The organism is Burkholderia sp. 22PA0099, from assembly GCF_047497165.1.
Taxonomy (GTDB): Bacteria; Pseudomonadota; Gammaproteobacteria; order Burkholderiales; family Burkholderiaceae; genus Burkholderia.
Window position 1 is genome coordinate 1,154,960 of record NZ_CP163164.1, and the last position, 18,558, is coordinate 1,173,517.

At 66.1% G+C, this 18,558-nt stretch carries 13 protein-coding genes and 1 pseudogene; 8 read left to right on the forward strand and 6 right to left on the reverse strand.

From position 1 onward, the window contains the following. Positions 1–214 precede the first annotated feature (214 nt). Positions 215–1,618 carry a selenium-binding protein SBP56-related protein gene (locus tag AB4851_RS05020; protein ID WP_414448689.1) on the forward strand — a complete coding sequence of 468 codons (1,404 nt, stop codon included), beginning with the start codon at positions 215–217 and terminating at the stop codon, positions 1,616–1,618. Further along, positions 1,618–2,286, forward strand: a complete 669-nt coding sequence (locus AB4851_RS05025) for a hypothetical protein (RefSeq protein WP_414448690.1) — start codon at positions 1,618–1,620, stop codon at positions 2,284–2,286. Before AB4851_RS05020 ends, AB4851_RS05025 begins: the two co-directional genes overlap by 1 nt. 52 nt (positions 2,287–2,338) lie before the next feature. Here AB4851_RS05025 and AB4851_RS05030 read toward each other — a convergent pair whose 3' ends face one another. Continuing rightward, the gene (locus tag AB4851_RS05030; RefSeq protein ID WP_414448691.1) at positions 2,339–3,208 is read right to left on the reverse strand and encodes a LysR substrate-binding domain-containing protein; all 870 of its coding nucleotides are present in this window, start codon (positions 3,206–3,208) and stop codon (positions 2,339–2,341) included. Positions 3,209–3,338: 130 nt separating this feature from the next. Here AB4851_RS05030 and AB4851_RS05035 point away from each other — a divergent pair, with 130 nt between their 5' ends. Further along, complete coding sequence (locus AB4851_RS05035; RefSeq protein ID WP_414448692.1) at positions 3,339–3,971, forward strand: FMN-dependent NADH-azoreductase; 633 nt, start codon at positions 3,339–3,341, stop codon at positions 3,969–3,971. A gap of 82 nt (positions 3,972–4,053) precedes the next feature. Here AB4851_RS05035 and AB4851_RS05040 read toward each other — a convergent pair whose 3' ends face one another. From AB4851_RS05040 to AB4851_RS05050, 3 genes are all read right to left on the reverse strand, one after another. Then, on the reverse strand, positions 4,054–5,139 hold the full coding sequence (locus AB4851_RS05040) for a nickel/cobalt transporter (RefSeq protein ID WP_414448693.1): 1,086 nt from the start codon (positions 5,137–5,139) through the stop codon (positions 4,054–4,056). A gap of 17 nt (positions 5,140–5,156) precedes the next feature. Beyond that, positions 5,157–5,753: a DUF1007 family protein gene (locus tag AB4851_RS05045; protein WP_414448694.1), complete on the reverse strand. Its 597-nt coding sequence runs from the start codon at positions 5,751–5,753 to the stop codon at positions 5,157–5,159. Between the two features lie 185 nt (positions 5,754–5,938). Continuing rightward, a complete protein-coding gene (locus AB4851_RS05050) occupies positions 5,939–7,768 on the reverse strand; it encodes an amidohydrolase (RefSeq protein WP_414448695.1) in 1,830 nt (609 codons plus the stop codon). A 449-nt stretch (positions 7,769–8,217) separates the two neighbouring features. Between AB4851_RS05050 and AB4851_RS05055 the strand changes: the two genes are divergently transcribed. The 3 genes from AB4851_RS05055 (at position 8,218) to AB4851_RS05065 (ending at position 14,949) form a co-directional block, all read left to right on the forward strand. Beyond that, complete coding sequence (locus AB4851_RS05055; protein WP_414448696.1) at positions 8,218–9,927, forward strand: molecular chaperone HscC; 1,710 nt, start codon at positions 8,218–8,220, stop codon at positions 9,925–9,927. Positions 9,928–9,976: 49 nt separating this feature from the next. Further along, positions 9,977–12,565: a TonB family protein gene (locus tag AB4851_RS05060; RefSeq protein WP_414448697.1), complete on the forward strand. Its 2,589-nt coding sequence runs from the start codon at positions 9,977–9,979 to the stop codon at positions 12,563–12,565. Between the two features lie 137 nt (positions 12,566–12,702). Next, on the forward strand, positions 12,703–14,949 hold the full coding sequence (locus AB4851_RS05065) for a hypothetical protein (protein ID WP_414448698.1): 2,247 nt from the start codon (positions 12,703–12,705) through the stop codon (positions 14,947–14,949). 43 nt (positions 14,950–14,992) lie between these two features. Here the strand turns inward: AB4851_RS05065 and AB4851_RS05070 are convergent. Then, positions 14,993–15,144 (reverse strand): annotated as a pseudogene (locus tag AB4851_RS05070) (S-(hydroxymethyl)glutathione dehydrogenase); the annotation flags it as partial. A 207-nt stretch (positions 15,145–15,351) separates the two neighbouring features. Between AB4851_RS05070 and AB4851_RS05075 the strand changes: the two are divergent. Both AB4851_RS05075 and AB4851_RS05080 read left to right on the forward strand, forming a co-directional pair. Further along, positions 15,352–16,266 carry a type IV toxin-antitoxin system AbiEi family antitoxin domain-containing protein gene (locus AB4851_RS05075; RefSeq protein WP_414448699.1) on the forward strand — a complete coding sequence of 305 codons (915 nt, stop codon included), beginning with the start codon at positions 15,352–15,354 and terminating at the stop codon, positions 16,264–16,266. Further along, positions 16,266–17,153: a nucleotidyl transferase AbiEii/AbiGii toxin family protein gene (locus AB4851_RS05080; protein WP_414448700.1), complete on the forward strand. Its 888-nt coding sequence runs from the start codon at positions 16,266–16,268 to the stop codon at positions 17,151–17,153. The genes AB4851_RS05075 and AB4851_RS05080 overlap by 1 nt, the downstream gene beginning before the upstream one ends. Positions 17,154–17,197: 44 nt before the next feature. Here the strand turns inward: AB4851_RS05080 and AB4851_RS05085 are convergent, their stop codons facing one another. Further along, entirely contained in the window at positions 17,198–18,430 is a 1,233-nt protein-coding gene (locus AB4851_RS05085) for a diaminopropionate ammonia-lyase (protein ID WP_414448701.1), read from the reverse strand. Positions 18,431–18,558 lie beyond the last annotated feature (128 nt).

The following is an 18,558-nucleotide window of genomic DNA, read 5'->3' on the forward strand; positions in this document are numbered from 1 at the left end:
AGCAGCGCGACGAAGTCCGTGCGACGAGCCACCCGGTTTTGCGACTCGATGACACGGCCGGAACCACCCGCACGACTGGACACATACCCGGTCGATCCGTACTGTTGCAGGCACGGAATGCAGGCATGGCTACGGCCGCAATTGCCGCTTGCCCACGGTGCGCTGGCTCGTCGTCGAGCCGCGTGATCAACGTCATGACCAAGGAGAATGCACCATGGGTATGCGTCCAGACCCCACTTTTCACGCATCGCCAAAACTCGCGATGGAGGCGCCGACGGAGAACTTTGCGTACACGCTGTTGCTCAGTCCGGATTTTTCGAAGCCCGACGCGCTCGCCGTGGTCGACGTGAAGCCTGAATCGCCCACCTACGGCCAGGTCGTGCACACGGTCACCATGCCCGAAGCCGGCGACGAATTTCATCACTTCGGCTGGAATGCCTGTTCGTCGTCGTTGTCGCCGCTCTCGGGGCACGCGTTTCTCGAGCGGCGTTTCCTGATCATCCCCGGCCTGCGTTCGTCCCGCATCTACATCATCGATACGAAGCCCGAGCCGACGCAGGCGCGCATTCACAAGATCATCGAGCCGAAAGAGGTATTCGCCAAAACGGGCTATTCGCGTCCGCACACGGTGCACTGCGGGCCGGAGGGCATTTACGTGAGCACGCTCGGAGGCGGCGGCAAGGACGGCACCGACGGCCCGCCGGGCATCTTCATCATCGATTGCGAAACGTTCGAGGTGCTCGGCCGTTGGGAGATGGAACGCGGCGCGCAGGAGAAGCACTACGATTTCTGGTGGAATCTGCCGCGCAACTACATGGTGTCGAGCGAGTGGGCGCTGCCGCCGCAGTACGAGAACGGCATCGTGCCGGAAGAGCTGCTGGCGAACCGATACGGGCACAAGCTGCATTTCTGGGATCTGCGCGCACGCCGCAACGTGCAGACGATCGACCTCGGCCCCCGGCATCAAATGGCGCTCGAAGTGCGGCCCGCGCATGATCCCGTGCGCGAGTACGGGTTCGTCGGCGTGGTCGTCGACACCACGAACCTCGAAGGGTCGATCTGGACCTGGTGGCGCGAAGGCGGCCGCTTCCACATCGAAAAGACCATCACGATCCCCGCGGAGCCCGCCGCGGCAGATCAATTGCCGCCGATACTGAAAGCGTTCGGCGCGGTGCCGCCGCTCGTCACCGACATCGACCTGTCACTCGACGACCGCTTTCTCTACGTTGCGTGTTGGGGCACCGGCGAAATGCGCCAATACGACGTCAGCGACCCGCGCAAGCCTCGGCTGGCCGGGTCCGTGCGAATCGGCGGCATTGTCGAACGCAAAGGCCATCCGAACGGCAAGCCGTTCGCGGGCGGCCCGCAAATGGTCGAGATCAGCCGCGATGGCAAGCGCGTGTATTGGACCAACTCCCTGTATTCCACGTGGGACGATCAGTTCTACCCGGACGGCGTGCCCGGCGCACAAGTCATGGCGTACGCCGGCGCCGATGGCGGCCTGAGGCTTGCGAGCGACTATTTCGTCGAGTTTCCCGACGGTTATCGCGCGCATCAGATCCGCCTCGAAGGCGGCGACTGCTCGACCGATTCGTTCTGCTATCCATCGGCAGCCTGATGCTGCCGGTGAGCGTGCAGGACGGCCTGTGGCTGGCAGTGCTCGCAAGCGGCGTCTATCACGGCATCAATCCGGCGATGGGCTGGCCGCTTGCGGTGTCGAACGGGCTGATGGCGCGACGGCCGCGTGCCTTGCTTTCGGCGCTGGCGTATCTTGCAGCGGGGCATCTTTCGGCGATGCTGATGGTGATGGTGCCGTTCGCGTTGTTGACGATGCTGGCCGGCTGGCAAACCCGCATCCAGATCGGGGCGAGCCTGCTGGTGATGGCGTTTGGCGCGATGCTGTTGATCCGGCGCCGTCATCTGCGCGTGCTTGCGCGCATTCCGCCTGCGCGGCTTGCGTTGTGGTCGTGTCTGGTCGCACTGGGCCATGGCGCCGCGCTGATGCTGCTGCCGATCTATCTGGGCCTGTGCCGCGCCACGCCCATGGACACCGCGCATCGGGCGGCGCAAACCCTGATCGGCTTCGATTTGCGGATGGCGCTGCTGGTGTCGCTGGTGCATGCGCTCGCGATGATCGGCGCCGGTGGCCTGTTGGCGTGGCTCGTCTACCGCTATCTCGGGCTGCGCTTCGTCGCGCGCAGTTGGTTCAATCTGGATGCCGTGTGGGCGTCGAGCCTTGTGTTGGTCGGCGGAGTTTCGTTGCTGGAATGTATCCGGCAGTCCTGATTACCGTGGCGCGCGGAAGCGCGAATCTCTCTATCGGCTGATCGAGCAGCGTTCAGCGTTTGACGCTGCCCGTGCGGCGTGCGATTTCGTCGAAAATCGTCTCGGCGAATTCCACCGCAGCCGGAATCTCGGCGTCGTACATCATGACGAATTCGATATCCGGGAGCACCGGCAAGCCGTCTGCCGGGCCGAGTTCGCGCAGCTCGCCGTCGATCGCGCTGCGCGGCACGGGCGCCACGGCAATGCCGGCTCGCGCGAACGCCCTGATACCCGTGACACTCGGGCTTTCGCACGCAATTCGATAGGGTGTGTCGGCCAACGCGAGCGCCTTGACGGCAGCCTCTCGAAACGGGCACGGGTCCGGAAAACACGCCAACGCCAGCTCGCCTTCGGGGAGCGGCTCATGACGCGCAAACGCCCAGGCGAGCGGTTCTCGCCACAAGGTCGCGCCCTTGTTCGAGGCGGAACACCGGCTGCCGATCACGAGATCGAAATCGCCCTTGGCGTGTCGTCGAAACAAGCTGTCGCCGATGTCGACCGTCAGATCCAGTTGCAAGCCACGGCGCGCGGCGCGAAAGCGGCGCATCGCGTCAGGCAGCCAATCCCCGGCAATGTCCTCCGAAGCGGCGATCCGAAGCTTGCCGCTGTAGATATTGCCCGTTCCCAATCGCGCTCTGGCCTCCTCGCTGAGATTGAGCATGGCGCGCGCGTATCCGAGCAGCGTCTGGCCATGCTCGGTGAGCGCGACGCTGCGCGTGTTGCGGACGAAAAGCGTGCGCGCGATTTGCTGTTCCAGCCGAACCACCTGGGCACTGACCGCCGACTGACTCAGATGCAGCCGACGACCGGCCCCGGTAAAGCTCCGAGCCTCCGCAACGGCGACGAACGTGTGGAGGAGCGCGGTATCGAGCGGATGGCTCATTGATCACCAAATCAGGTTAATTCGACAAATTAATAGCGTTTCCAAATTATATCGTCGCCCGGTACGCTGCGAATCACGGTGAGCGACCGCGCATTCCGCCCGTCGCCGCCCCCTGACAAGGACCGGTTACATGACTCGCGTGCTCTATATCGAAGGTTCACCCAACAAGGCCCATTCGGCGTCGATCGAAGTGTGCAATGCCTTTCTGGATGCGTACCGGCTGGCGCATCCAGAACATGTAATAGAAAAGCTCGACATCTGGAATCTGAGGATTCCTGAGTTCGACGCCGACGCCTTGGCCGCTAAATACGCCGGCCTGAACGGGGTGACCCTGACGCCGGCACAAGCCGAGGCATGGCAAGGCATCAAGGAACTCGCCGCCCCCTTTCTCGCGGCGGACAAGCTGCTGTTCGGGGTGCCTCTGTGGAACTTCAGCATTCCCTACAAGCTGAAACATCTGATCGATGCCATCTCGCAGAAGGACGTGCTGTTCTCGTTCGACAGCTCGGGTTTTACCGGCATGTTGCGTGGGAAAAAGGCGGCGGTCGTCTACGCGCGCGGGCTCAACTTTACGTCTCCCGGTTCATTCACGCCGGCCAGCGAGTTCGACCTCCAGCGGCCCTACATGGAAACCTGGCTCAAGTTCGTGGGGGTGGAGGACGTCGTCGGGATTGTCGTCGAGCGCACGTTGCTCGGCGCGGAAGGGAAGGCCGATCGAATCGGTGCAATCGAAGAGGCGCGTGCGATCGCGCTCGAGTTCTAGTCGCACCGAGCTTCGGTGCGGCTTTGTAGCGGTGGGAAGAAACGGCCGTGATGATTCGCGATGGCGCGCAATCGTAAAAAATTCAGGTCAACTCGGGTTGCACATAACCCGTCAAAATCAACGCCGCCTGCACCGCCCCGAACAACACGATCGCCGCCGCCCCCGCAATCCCCACCACGCGCTGCGCCGTCTGCAACCGCGCCCGCAGGCGGATGCCGCGCCCCATGATGAAGCGGTTCGCGCCGATCGCGCCGAGGCCGAACAGCGTCACCGTCACGGCCACGCCCGCGGCAATCGCGAACGCGGCCGCGATGCCGATCCACGGCGCGCGCGCCGCCACCGACGCGATCAACACGAAGATCGAGCCGACGCAGGGCCGCACGCCCGATGCGAAACCGGTCGCGAGGATCTGCAGTGTCACCGTCCACCTCGACGGGTTGGCCACCATCGCGCGGCGCGACGAACGGGCATGCACCCGCAGCTTCGCGCCGAGATAGGCGGGCGCGTCGTCCGGGGTGTCGCGCGCGTCGGGCACCAGCTTGATCGCGACCGGGTCCACGCAGCAATCGCGGCGCGTCAGCGTGTTGTAAAGCGTGAAGATGCCGGCCACGCACAGCAGCAGGTAGCTGACGACATCGAGCGAGGCCGCGTTGGACAGCACGTTCGACATGCCCGCCTGCGCGAACCACGCCGCACCGAACACCAGCACGATGGCGCTCATCGCCTGCACGGCCGCGCCCCAGCTTGCCAGGCCGATGGCCTGCGCCACCCGCGTGCGCCGCGAGCCCAGGTAAGCGCCGGCCACGAGCTTGCCGTGTCCCGGCCCGACCGCATGCAGCATGCCGTAGGCGAACGACACGGCGAGCAGCGTCAGCCAGGCCAACGGCGACGCGTCGCGCCGCAATTGCGCGGCGACGTCGGCGATATGCGCATTGAGCTTGCCCTGCCAGATCAGCGTGGTGACCAGCAGCGTGCGCGCGAATTCCGGCAACACCACCGTGTGCCGCGGTTCGGGAACCGGTACGGGCGCGGCAGCTTGCGTGGAGGGCGCCGACGACGCCGGCCGGATCGGCTGGCCGAATACATCGACGGTCGGCGCGGCGGCGTAACACGGCACGGCCAAGCCGAAGCCCGCCAACGCCACGCAACACGCGAAAAAAAAGGCCATCGCGGGCCGTGAGAATCTCAGCATGACAAAGCAAATGCCTGCGGCAGATAGAGGCCGTTGAAGATGGGGTGCGTGCGATCCTGGAACGCCTTCGCGGTGCAGGCGGCGGCGGGATGGCCTTCGAGCGTCACGGGCGTCGCGCCATTCGGTTCGTAGTCCACGAAGAACGATTCGTCCCAGATGCCGAGCGACACCTTGCGCGCACTGCCGGCATCCACCGGCGCCTTGAGCGGCAGCATGAAGGTGTAGACCAGCTTGCCGTGATCGATCGACACGCGGAACCCGGTCGGCTCGCCGAACGGTTGCGCTTCGCCATTGACGTAAAGGTGACTGAAATATTGCGCGCCCGCGAGCGAGGAAAACGCCTGCTTACGGAAGATTTCAGTTTGCCTGGCATCGAGCGGCCCGTTCTCGGGCAGGGAATCGATGCCGACGATCTGCACCGGGAACCCTTCCGAGAAGCGCCAGCTTTCGGCAATGGCGGTGACGGCCGTGCCCTGCATCTGCACGCGCGCCGCATAGCGAATCCACACATGCGGGTGCGCGGCCGCCACGCCCGATACGACCAAGGCGGCGGCCCCGGCGAGCCGCCTGACGACAGTAAGATTCCACATCGCTTTCGATTGTTGGTTCCGGCGGGCCGAGGCACGGTGCCTCACAGCGCGCGACGACGCGAGTATAGCGGGGCTTCGGCCGGACGCGCCCGCTGCGATGCGGTGCGACCCGATGCGATGCGGCCGGCCCGGCGCATTTCGCACGCCGCGCCGGCCGCTCGTTCGATCGGCGGCCGCCGGCGCGCTTACTGCGCGGCCGGATACACGCGCCGCCCGCTCACCCAGGTTTCCCGCACCACGATGTCGCGCATGCCTGCCGCGTCGAGCGCCTGCCATGTCAGCGGGTCCTGGTCGAGGATCACCAGGTCGGCCTGCTTGCCCGGCAGCAGCGAACCGATCTGCGTGTCGAGGTGACATTGCCAGGCGGCGTCGATCGTCACGGCGCGCAGCGCCTGCGCGATGCTCAGGCGCTCCGACGGGTTCAGCACTTCCACCGGCCCGGTCGCGGCGTCGCCCGTGGGCGGCACGCGCGTGGCTTCCATCACGCGGCCGACCGCCTGCTCCATGTATCGCAGCGGCCCGAACGGCGAGACGAAGTGATCGCTGTGCAGGCTGATGCGCATGCCGGCCGCCAGCGCGGACGCGCAGCGATCCAGCAATTGCGCGCGCTCGTAGCCCAGGATCGTGTCGCAGAACGCCTTGCCCCAATAACCGACGTGGCCGATCAGGAAGCTCGGCGAAATCGACATGCGCTTCATGGTCTGCAACGCGTTGTCGTGCAGCAGCGAGGCATGTTCGATCCGGTGGCGCGCCTTGATGGGCGCCGGGTCGCGATCGGCGCCCGGCGGCGGCACCTTGTCGAGCGCCAGTTGATAGGCGGCCAGCACATTGACGATCCCGTCGTCGCCGTTGGCGTGGGTGAGGATCGGCCATCCCGCATCGGCCGCCCGTGCCATCTGTTTCGCCAGGCCCCGCATGGGCGTGAAATTGAACAGGCCGTACTTGCCGACGCCCGGCACCGCATGCTCGTTGCAGCATCGATACGGGGCGCTCTGCAGGCCCGTCAAACCCTGATTCGACCCGTCGGCGATCAGCTTGATCGCACGCAGGCTGAACAACACCTCTGGATGACTGTCGAGTTCCGGCCGGTAAAACGCGAGCCACCCGCCCAGCGCGTCGGGATCGTTGCCGTACAACGCGGCGCCCACCCGCACCGTCAACGCGGTCGTGCTGGCCAGGGCGCGCATCGTATCGACCTCGGCAGGCCCGCTCAACATGCCGAGGCCCGCGTCGAAGATCGTGGTGATGCCGCGCTCGTTGGCCTCCGCGAACACCTTCAGCAGGTTCGCCAACATGAGCTTCGGATCGACCGGCAGCAGATTCGACACGAGCTTGGAATGCTCTTCGGTCAGGACACCTGTCGGATAGATCTTGTCGATGCCCGCCCGCTTCAGCGCGACCGTGTTGACATAGCTGATGTGGCCGGACGCGTTGAGCAGGAAGATGCCGACATCGTCGGGCAAACCGGTATCCGGCGCGAAGCCGTCGAGCCATTCGGCATCGGGCTCCTCCCACGTCTGCATCAGCGACGGGTCCACGCCGAAGCCGCACACCCAGCGCTGGACATTGGCCGGCGGGGTCACCTCCTTCGCGGCCTTCACCGCATCGACAAGCCGCGTGCCGATCACGTCCTTGTTGTACGGGTGCAGCAGTTCCTGGCCCTTGAACGGGCTCAGGTCGGTCCACGATTTGACGAGCGCACTCGTCATCAGGTGCGCGTGCGGATCGATCAGGCCCGGCAGCAAGGCCTGGCCGGCGGCGAGTGCGTACTCGGTCACCGGCTCGGCGAACTGCTGGTCGTGCATCTGCGCACGCACCGCCTCGAGGCTGTCGACGGCGATGACCTTGCGGTCGGCGATACCGATCGCCTCGACACGCCATTCCGGCCGCTCGGGGTCCGGATAAATGGCGCCGCCGTAAAAGATAACCGGCTCCCGGCCATCGCCATCACGCAATGGCGGCAAACCGGCGATATGCGTTTTCCATTCCGGTGAGGCGTGATCGAACGACGGCATGATATGCGGGCTGCAGCATGCGCAGCCAAAATGAACGGTTTCCGACATGATTCGTTTCCTTTTACGTTCTGTTTTATAACGATCGAATAAAATCCCATCGAATCAGGCCAACGACGATCGATGCGCCCCGGCCCACGGCGCGCATGTGTCCAGCCTGCCGATACGCGGAGCCGCCGTGACGGCCGTCGGTGCATCCCCGTAGACGGCGCAACGTCGGCCCGCGCGCGTTCGACTATAAATGACCGGCATGACGCGCGACACGCTTCGTCTTAATGACAGGCAGAGAATATTTTTACAAATGGCTTCAACCTTGTTTGAATCGCGAAACAATCGATCAAATTGAAGATTAAGCCTTTCGCGTTCCATGGTAGCCTCGCGCGTCAGGCCGAATACGCGCGTGCCGCCACAGGCCATGCCGTGAATGAGAGAACATCGTGCGAGGGAATGGGGTGAATACGATTATCGGTATCGATCTCGGTACGACGCATAGTTTGGCCGCCGTATGGAAAGACGGCGCGCCGGTTCTGATTCCCAATGCGCTCGGCGAGTTTCTCACTCCGTCCTGCGTCGGCATCGACGACGACGGCAGCGTGCTGGTCGGCCGCGCCGCCTTGCACCGGCTGCATACGCACCCCGATCTGACCGCCGCCAACTTCAAGCGCTACATGGGCACGGCCCGCAAGCTGCGGCTCGGGCAGGCCAGCTATCGGCCCGAGGAATTGTCCTCATTCGTGCTGCGCGCGCTGAAGGCCGACGCGCAGGCGTATCTCGGCCACCCCGTCGAGCAGGCCGTGATCACCGTGCCGGCCTATTTCAACGACACCCAGCGCAAGGCCACGCGCGCGGCCGGCGACCTGGCCGGCCTGAACGTCGCGCGGCTCATCAACGAGCCGACCGCCGCCGCGCTGGCCTACGGCGTGCACGAGCGCGACGCCGAGCGCAAATTCCTGATCTTCGACCTGGGCGGCGGCACGTTCGACGTCTCGATCATCGACATCTTCGAAGGCGTGATGGAGATCCGCGCCAGTGCCGGCGACAACATGCTCGGCGGCGAGGATTTCACCGGCGTGCTGGTGGACGCGTTCCTCGCGCGGCACCGGCTCGACGCGGAACGGCTGCGCACGCACCCCGTCGAACTGCAACGCCTGCTGCACGAAGCCGAAAGCGCCAAGCGCGCGCTCACGGCGGGCGGCAGCGCGCAGATGCGCGCGACGCTCGACGGCACCGCCTACGAGATGGCCGTCACGTCGGCCGAATTCGAAACGCTGTGCACGTCGCTGCTCGACCGGCTGCGCCAACCGGTAACGCGCGCCCTGCGCGACGCCCGGATTCCGCTGGCCGAACTCAACGACGTGATCCTGGTGGGCGGCGCCACGCGCATGCCGGTGGTGCGGCGCATGGCGAGCCTGCTGTTCGGCCGGCTGCCGGCGGGTTCGCTGAATCCGGACGAGGCCGTGGCGCTGGGCGCGGCGGTCCAGGCCGGGCTCAAGCAACGCGACGCGGCGCTGGAGGAAATCGTGATGACCGACGTCGCGCCGTACAGCCTCGGCGTCGAGGTCGCCACGCAGGTCACGCCGAATCACGTCAGCGAAGGCAGCTTCCTGCCGCTCATCGAGCGCAACACCACCGTGCCGGCGAGCCGCGCGAAGACGGTCTACACGATGCACGACAACCAGACGCGCGTGAACCTGAAGGTGTATCAGGGCGAATCGCACGCGGTGGCCGACAACATCCTGCTGGGCCGCCTGCCGATCGATGTGCCGGCCGCCCCGGCGGGCTCGGTGAAGATCGAGGTGCGCTTCACGTACGACGTCAACGGGCTGCTCGAAGTAATCGCCCGGCAACTGCCCGACGGCCAGGCGCACACGCTGGTGATCGAGGAAAACCCGGGCGTGTTGAGCCCGGACGAGATCGCCGCGCGCTTGCAGGCGTTGAACAAGATGAAGATCCATCCGCGCGAGACCACCGAGAACCGCACGCTGCTGGCGCGCGCCGATCGCCTGTTCCAGGAATTGCTGGGCGATCCGCGCCATTTCATCGGGCAGCAGATCGTGACGTTCCAGTCCGTGCTCGAAACCCAGGACCCCGAAACGATCGTCCAGGCGCAGGCCGCGCTGAAGCGGGTGCTGGAGCACTTCGAAACCCGCCAGATCTTCTGACCCGGCGCGCATGAATTCTTCCGTACCATCGATCTGGGACACGCTCGGCGTGCCCGCCCACGCGACCGAAACCGATATCCGGCGCGCCTACGCCCAACGGCTCAAGACCACGCGGCCCGACGACGATCCGGTGGCGTTCCAGGCACTGCGCGAAGCCTACGAGCGGGCGCGGCAGATCGCGCAGGCGCGGGCGGCACGGGAAGCGCGTGATGAACCGCGTAGGGATGACGTCGAGGTTCGGGCGGCTGCGGAGCCGGTACGGCCGGTAGGCACGGATGAGGTTCAAGCGCCTGACGTGGCGGACGATCCCGAAGCGACTCGGCCGCCGGTGGCTCCGATCGTGCCGGAGGCGGTTCAGCCGCCTGTGGCATCGGTCGCTCCAGAAGCGATTCAACCGCCTGCGGCTCTGGTCATCCCGGAGGCAATTCAGCCGCCTGCGACTCCGGTCGTGCCCGAAGCGATTCAACCGCCTGCGGCACCGGTCATCCCGGAGGCAATTCAGCCGCCTGCGGCACCGGTGGTGCCGGCAGTCGTTCCACCGCCCACGACGCCCGCCATCCCGGCCGACCCGAGCCCACCCTCGCCACCCCGGTTCGAGCCGCCAGAGCCGCCACCCACGCCCCCGGTCTCCCCCAACGAGATCGCCACGGCCGCGTGGCAGCGCTTCATCGCCTCGCGACGCGGCCCGCCAGCGCAACCCATCGCGCTGGCCGCCATGCTCCGCGACGACGCGCTGACCCATCTGGCGGCCCGCGACGCGTTCGAACTGTTGTGCGCGCAGTATTGCGCCCGCGACAACGCCGACCCCGCGCTGCGCATCGAAATCGCCGACATCATGCAATGGGAGCGCGATTCGAGCTTCATCCTGCGCGCGCTGCAGACTGTCGGTCACCTCGCGATGGCGCGCGTGCAGGCCGATCGCCTGTCCCGCCGCATCGAACACGATCTGCCCAAGGCATTCGCACTCCTGAGCAACGCGCCCGTGTCGCCGCAACGCGCCCGGCTCATGCTGCTGTCGAGCCGACGCGCCACCCAGTTGAACAAGGCACTCGCGGCACTGCGCGGCCATCCGCGGCATGTCGTGGTGCATCGCTTCGACTTGGCCACGCTCGCGTTCTGGGAAGCGCAATACGACTCGCGCCTGAAGGCACCCGCCTGGCAGGCCGGCGTCGTATTGGCCGGCTGGTTTGCGGCGATCGTGTGGGTGGCCGCCGGCCCGTTCCGGCTGCTGATGTGGGCGCCGCCCTGGGTGACCTTCGCCGCGCTGCCGATTTTCGCCGCCACGGCGCTCTTGGTGCCGGCTCTCGCCCTGCTGTTCTGGCCCGACCGTGCCCGTCGATGGTATCGGCGCGTCGAGGATCGCCCGCCGTTCCGCTATGGATGGATAGGACTCTGGACGATCGCCTCGATCACGCTCATGGAAGGACGGCTGCACGACCTGCAGGGCATCCAGCTTGGCGGCCTGTTCGGCCTGATCGCCGCGCTCGGTTGGGCGATGGCCGCCGTGCCCGCTTCGCTCTATTCGATGTCGCTCGTCTGCAGCCTGATGCTGGCGCCGGTGCTGGGCACGCAGGCCTTTCATGCAGAGGTGTTCGGCGCGCGCAGCCTGCTCTGGAGCCTGATCAACGGCCCGTTGATCCTCGCGCTCCTGCCGGTGCAAACCTCGCTGTCCCTCGCGCTCAGGACGAACCGCCACACCATGAAACTGGCGGCGGCAGCGTGGTGGATCGTGGCCGGGCTGCTGGGCGCGGCCGCATCGATGCTCGGCATGGCTGCGGTGGTTCACGCCGCCGCGCCGTTCGCCCTGCCGCTCCTCGTGGCGGCCGCGCTGACCAGCATCTCCATCGTCGAGTGGGGCCGGCCCCGCAAGCAGTGGTTGCTGTTCGCGGCGCTGATTCCGTTGAACATGCTGGTTCCCGTCGAATTCGGCGTGCTGTTCGCGTGGCCCATCGTGGCGGCCATCAGCGTGACGTATGCGCTCGCGCACGGCTCGACCGCGCACGCCGCCGAACTCCGCGCCAAATGGCTGGCCGGCCGCCCCTACCGGTATCGGGTACGCAGCGGTTGGCATCGCCCCGTCACCTCGATGCGGCTGCGCCTCGGGGTGACCCTGCTGACCTTCATCGTGCTCTGGATGCTGACCGCCTTCGTCTCGTTCAATCTCGGCTACGCGTCGTTCAAGCCCGATGCCAACGCTCACCGGCCCGCACGCCTCGACACATCGAATGTGACGCAGCCCACGCAGAAGCTCGACATGCTGTTGCTGCATCCGGCCGCGACGGACACCGCGAACACCCTCACGAGCCGCGCCTCGCCGGCTGGCGCATCGAGCGTGATCGACCTGCCCGCCGCCGCCGCGCTGAACCGCCCCGACTGCCACGTTCCGGCGCCCGAGTATCCGGCCTCCGCGCGCCGCCACGGCCTGAGCGGCCGCGTGGTGATTCGCGCGGTGCTGTCGCCCCAGGGCCTGCCGGAATCCGTCTCGATCGTGCAGAGCAGCCAGCACGACGACCTCGACGAGGCCGCGCGCCAGGCCGTGCTGGCCATGACCTGCAAGCCGTATCTCGTGAACGGCCGGGCGATGCGGGAAAAAGTCAGTATTCCTTTCATATTTTCACTGCGCAACGATCAGGGATGAGGCACCTGCCCGCTCGATCCTGACCAATCCTCAACACTTCGCAAACCCACCTCTCGTTTCGCCCCCTCGCCGCGCACCGCGGCGAGGCGCGCGTAGTGTTCGGGCCACGTTCGTCCTTCGCTCAACGCGCATTCACCATGCCCTCCTCGATTCGTTCCGGCTCTCCCGCCCCGTCCACCCACGCCGCCCAAACCGATGCCCCCTCGCCCGACACCGCGTCCACGCCCGATGCCGGCCGCCCCACGGGCAAGCACGCGGAAGCCGCATCGGCCCAGTTCTCGGCCCTGAAATCGCGCCGCCCGAGCGAAAGCGCCGGCTCCGATGCCGCCTCCACCGCAAGCAAGACCGCCTCGCGTCTGCGCAAGGGCGCACTGCCGCCGCACCGCCCCGGCTCGCCGACCAGCTCGCGCGCGCACGGCGACAACCCATCGATCGAACTGGCGCGCCTGTCGCGCACGCACTCGGCGGCCGGCACGCATGCCAGCGCGGCGCCGAGCATCGCATCGAGCGACGATGAGGATGACGAAATCACGCTGAAGCTGCCGTCGCCGTGCGGCGGCGCACTGACCGTCGGCAGCGACGGCACACCCGTCTGCAAGGAAGATCACGGCGTGCAGAGCGTGCTGAACCTGATCGGTGAACTCGATCCCGAAGCGCTCAAGCATCTGAACATCGCGCCCGGCGCGCAGATTCATGTCGAGTGGGATGCGCAGTTGATGGAGAAGATGGGCAGCTTCCGCAAGCTTTGCGGCGGCAACATGCTGGTGGCCACCGATCTGCTGCGCGACGCGATCGCCAAGGGCGACAACGCGTTCACGCCCGAGGCGCGCATGCCGGGCACCGATCAGCATCCGAGCGCCTTCCTGCGCGAGGTTGGCATCCAGATCCGCGTGACGCCCGACCACGGCGCAAGCGCGCGCCTGCAGGCCGCACTCACGCACCAGCCGAACGATCCGGCCAAGCAGGCACGGCTCGCGAAATTCCGGGGCGATTTCGGCGCGATGTCGATGCTGTCGCTCGCCACCAACAAGGATTTCAACAAGGAGCTGGCCTACGGCCTCGGCGCGAGCCTGGTCGGCACCGGCGCGATCGGCGCGACGTTCGACTACGGCATTTGGGCCAGCGTGAAGACGGCGATCGGGCCGGCCGCCGCCGCCAAATACGGCCCGCTGCTCGATTCGCTCACGCCGCTGTTCGCCGAAACCTTCGACTCGATGGTCATCAAGCGGCTCATGGAAGTGATGAAGGGCGGCAGCTTCATGCCCGCTCAGTTGTCCGAAGCGCTCGGCGACCTCAAGGGCGCGGCGTTCTCCGGCTCGATCGCGGCGGTTGGCTCGCTGCCGAACAACTTCGTGCGCGAGCTGGCGAAGGCCGCAAAGGAAAGCGGCCACGACAAGCTGGCGGTCGGCCTGCTGGTGGCCAAGCAGGTCACCAACCTGCTCGCCACCTGGACCTCCGGCGCGATGGTGCCGCTCGAAGTGATGGAGGATCACCAGGCGCTGGTCGAGCAGAAGATGGCGATGATCGAGGCCGGCACCCTGCCGCGCCCGCAAGTGGACGACGTGCTCAAGCACGTCAGCGACGAAGCGCTCGCCACGTTGCGCGCCGGGCGCGGCACCGGCTCGGCGATCCGCTCGATGGCCACCGGCGGCGAGATCGCCGCGACGCTCGGCCTGATGCTGTCACTGCTGTCGCACGCGGGCGTGCTGCCGGGCACGGTCGAGCAGTTGATCACGCTGATGTACTCCACGCCGACCGAAGTCATCAGCATGGTGTCGACGATGGCAGCCGAAAAATGGGTGGGCGCGGATTCGAGCCAGGAAGATGCGCGCATCACCACCGACGCCGCCAAGCAAAGCGGCATGCTCGGCCAGATCGCGAAATCGGACCAGACATCGCTGGCCGACCTCGACCATATCGCGCGGCCGTACGGCGAGCGCAACGCGCAACTCGGCTACGCCGTCACGGTGGCACTGGGCAGCGCGATGGGGCTGGTCGAGAAAAGCGCGGAATACGGCATGCATTACGCCGGCGCGGTCGGCCAGGGCGTGCAGGCGCTGCCGGGCGCGGCCTACGAACATGCGCTGAAGCCCGTGGGGCAGGGCATCGCGTGGACGGCGCAGAAGACGGGCGAGGCGCTCGCGCCGGTGCTCACGCCGGCCGGCCGAGCGATGCTGGCGGGCGCGGCGGCGGCCGGCACCTATGTGGTCAAGCCGACCGCCAACGCCACGGCGATGGCCGTCGACGGCGTGGTGCGCGCGCCGGGCGCCGGTGCGCGCCTGGTCGGCCAGGCGGTAGCGAGCGGCACCGAGGCGGTCAGCCGGCTCGCGCGGTCGCGCCATCGCGGCCCCGCAGCGGAGCCGACCGGCGACGAGATGGTGTGAGCGCGGCGTTCATGCCGCGAGACTGACGACGGTGCGGATCAACGCGGCCTTCGTGCATCAGCACGAAGGCCGCGTTGATGTCCGACAGCGGCAAGGAGGGGTGACGAACGGCGCGAGTTCGATCTTGCCGGGCAGCGCGTCCTCCACCGTGCCCGGCAGTTGCGAGCGGCCTTTGACGCCGCCGAATACGGGTCCAGTTACGGTCAGGACCAATTTTTTTCTATCACGGCGTTTACGATGCGTCCTAAGGACGCATCGTAAACGCCGTGGTTAAATAAATCAACAAATTTCTCTCTGTTTTTAACGTCTCATTTAGTTATTTTCTTGACGATTTGCGAAATCAATGCTATTAAAGCATTGCTTGTCCTTAGGACAAGCAGTGCTTTTTTACATCCCATTCTCATGGAACCCACTCTCTCAGTCGTCGGTGCACTCACGTTGCGGCTCGGCAAGGCGCATCGCTCCGGTGTCGTGACGCTCTACGATCTTGGCGCGATGCTCTGGCAGCTTCATGCCACGCGCGAGCATGCCGGGCACCGCATCAAGAATCCACGCAGCTCGCGACCGAGCCGTTCGAGCCTGTTCAAATGCCGTGACGATCTGATCGAAAACGGTGTCCTCGAACACCGCAACGACCTGCCCGAGGACACGTGGCTCATGACCTTGTCGCCGTTCAAGGACCCCGCCGACATCCTGTGTGGACTGGATCCATTCAGCTATCTCTCCCATCTGTCGGCCATGGAATATCACGGCCTGACCGAGCTGGTACCCCGGCTGATTTTCGCGACCACCTCCCCGGCAACCGAGTGGCGCAAACAGGCAGCCGATCGAATGACTGCGGACCTGGGCGACAGCCTGGCCGATTACCAGGCGGCCCGCATGCCCCCCCTGCAAAGGCTTGCGTTCGATACGGCAGGCAAGCGCAAGCTCAACCTGTTTGCCAGCAAGGCAGCCGGCTCATTCATCTCGCTTCGCGATCGCCCGGTACGCGTCGCCAGCGTCGGCCGGACCTTTCTCGACATGCTGCGGCGCCCCGATCTGTGCGGCGGCATTCATCATGTAATCGACACGTTTGTCGAACATGCACGCGCTTATTTGCCCTTGATCATCGATGAGTTAGATCGGCACGGCGAACCGATCGAAAAAGTCCGCGGCGGATATATCTTGGAGGATCGATGCGAAATCCGAGGCAATCCGCGCATCGAGGCCTGGACGCAGTTCGCTCAACGTGGCGGCTCGCGCAAACTCGATCCCGCTGAAGCGTACTGGCCAGCGTTCTCGGAAAAATGGATGATTTCCCTTAACGTGAGCCGTTGATGACCACTGTAGAAGATTGGGTAACCGGCGCCGCCGACGCGCGCGAACAAGCCTTTCGCAACGTCGTCCACATCGTGCTTTCCGCGATCGGCGCATCGCACGAATTGAAACCGGTGATGGTGATGAAAGGCGGCGTATTGATGGCGATCCGCTACGCCACGGGGCGCCACACGACCGACGTCGACTTCTCGACGCAAGCCCACTACCGCGAGTTCGCCGCTGGCCAGGACGCCTTCATCGAACGCCTGAACGCCGCCATCCGGCAAGCTGCGGAGGCGCTGAACTACGGCATCGCCTGCGGTATCCAGAGCACCGACCTGCAACCACGCGCCGAAGGCAATTTTCAAACGCTGAGAATTCGTATCGGCTACGCGCCCAAAGGCAACGCAAGCGCGATGAAGCGTCTGGCAGATCGGCAGTCTCCGCAAATTGTCCAGATCGACTACAGCTTCAATGAAATCATCGGCGACGTCGATTTCCTCGGAGTCGATGGCGAGCTCGAAATCCAGACATATAGCGAAACCACACTGCTCGCCGAGAAGCTCCGCGCAATCCTGCAACAGGAAGAACGGCAACGATCCCGGCGTCAGGATATCTACGACCTGCACTATTTTCTGACTCACTGGGGTGCCGATCGCGAACGTATCGAGCGGGTGCTGCGGTTGCTGATCGAAAAGGCGGAATCGCGCGGGCTTCGCATCGATCGCCAGTCGATGGCCGCTCCGGCGATCCGCGAGCGCTCGCAACGGGAGTATGCGGATCTCGCACCCACGATCGAAGGTGAGCTTCCGCCCTTCGACGTCGCGTTCACGACAGTGCGCCAGTATTACGAGTCGCTGCCGTGGCATCTCATTGCAACGGCAGAAAGGCCGCACGGCAACGCCTAGCCGGCCCGGTTCGATCAGCGGTCGCCGCAGCGGGTGCCTCAGCCTCAAGCCACCCGCGCTCTCGCCCAAGCCCCCTGCCGCCCCAACACATCCTCCGCCCGCTCCCCCACCAGATCTCTGAACACCGTCGGCGCCGTCGCCCCCTCGGTGTTGATGACGAGAACCCGCGACGCGCGGCCGACACCCACCTTCGCCAGCGCACCGTCCGCCGCCAGCGCGCACAGCCCGGCCAGCCCGGCCGCCCCCGATTCGCCGGACACGATCGGGATATCGCGTCCCGAGCCGGCCGCCAGCACCTGCATCGCGGCGATGGCGTCGGCATCCCGAATCGTCATGAAGTAATCCGCGCCGGTCGCCAGGAAGCGCCACGCCAGCGGCGAGGTCTCCCCGCACGCCAGGCCCGCCATGATCGAATCGACCGAGCCGGTTGCCTTCTCCGCCACGCCGGTGAGGGCGCTCTGGTAAAGGCAATCGGCCTGCTCCGGCTCGACGATCACCACCGTGGGCCGCTGCTCGCCGAACACTTCCCAGAAGTAGCTGGAGATGCCGGCGGCCAGGCCCCCCACGCCGCCCTGCAGGAACACGTGGCTGAACGCGGGCGCGCCGCCGCCCTGCGGCGCGCGCGTGGCCTCGACGACTTCCGCCGCCACCGCGCCATAGCCCTGCATCACGTCGCGCGGAATGATCTCGTAGCCGGGGTACGACGTGTCGGACACGACGTGCCAGCCGTTCGCTCCGGCCAGCCGCGCCGCTTCCGCCACGGAGGCATCGTAGTTGCCCGCGATGCGGACGATCCGTGCGCCCTGCTCCGCGATCGCCGCTTCACGCTCGACGCTGACGTTCGCATGCAGCACGATCACGCACCGGCAGCCGATGCTGCGCGCCGCCGCGGCCAGGCCCTTGCCGTGATTGCCGTCGGTCGCGCTCACCACCGTGAGGCCGTCGAGCCGGCTGCGATAAGCACCCCGAAACAAGCCGGCCGGATCGAGCTGCGCATCGGTGTTCAGCCGCATGACGAGCCTGACCAGCGCGATGGGCGCGCCGAGCGCCTTGAAGCTGCCGAGGCCGGAGCGGACCGATTCGTCCTTGACCCACACCTGCGCCACGCCGATGCGCGCGGCCAGATCGGGCAGGTCGTACAAGGGCGTCGCGTGGCGCGACACGCCGCTCCAGTTGGCGATCCAGTTGCGGCTCTCCTCGGCGCGTTCGACCGACATGAGCGCCTTCAGCGCGTCCGGGTAGGCGCGCCGTTCGGCGCGCGCGTTCACAACCAGCATGGTGAGGCTCCTTCACGATGAGTCGGCATCGCCGGCAACCCGGCGATTCACGACGCTCATGTTAAAAGCCCGGCCGATCAATTTTTGAGCGAAAGCGGCACGCGATTCGCAAGAAAAACTCGCTTTTA

Coding starts and splice junctions, on each gene's coding strand:
- AB4851_RS05030 (WP_414448691.1), bottom strand. CDS start 3,208: ATGAGCCATCCGCTCGATACCGCGCTCCTCCACACGTTCGTCGCCGTT.
- AB4851_RS05025 (WP_414448690.1), top strand. CDS start 1,618: ATGCTGCCGGTGAGCGTGCAGGACGGCCTGTGGCTGGCAGTGCTCGCA.
- AB4851_RS05065 (WP_414448698.1), top strand. CDS start 12,703: ATGCCCTCCTCGATTCGTTCCGGCTCTCCCGCCCCGTCCACCCACGCC.
- AB4851_RS05045 (WP_414448694.1), bottom strand. CDS start 5,753: ATGTGGAATCTTACTGTCGTCAGGCGGCTCGCCGGGGCCGCCGCCTTG.
- AB4851_RS05020 (WP_414448689.1), top strand. CDS start 215: ATGGGTATGCGTCCAGACCCCACTTTTCACGCATCGCCAAAACTCGCG.
- AB4851_RS05035 (WP_414448692.1), top strand. CDS start 3,339: ATGACTCGCGTGCTCTATATCGAAGGTTCACCCAACAAGGCCCATTCG.
- AB4851_RS05050 (WP_414448695.1), bottom strand. CDS start 7,768: ATGCCGTCGTTCGATCACGCCTCACCGGAATGGAAAACGCATATCGCC.
- AB4851_RS05040 (WP_414448693.1), bottom strand. CDS start 5,139: ATGGCCTTTTTTTTCGCGTGTTGCGTGGCGTTGGCGGGCTTCGGCTTG.
- AB4851_RS05085 (WP_414448701.1), bottom strand. CDS start 18,430: ATGCTGGTTGTGAACGCGCGCGCCGAACGGCGCGCCTACCCGGACGCG.
- AB4851_RS05080 (WP_414448700.1), top strand. CDS start 16,266: ATGACCACTGTAGAAGATTGGGTAACCGGCGCCGCCGACGCGCGCGAA.
- AB4851_RS05075 (WP_414448699.1), top strand. CDS start 15,352: ATGGAACCCACTCTCTCAGTCGTCGGTGCACTCACGTTGCGGCTCGGC.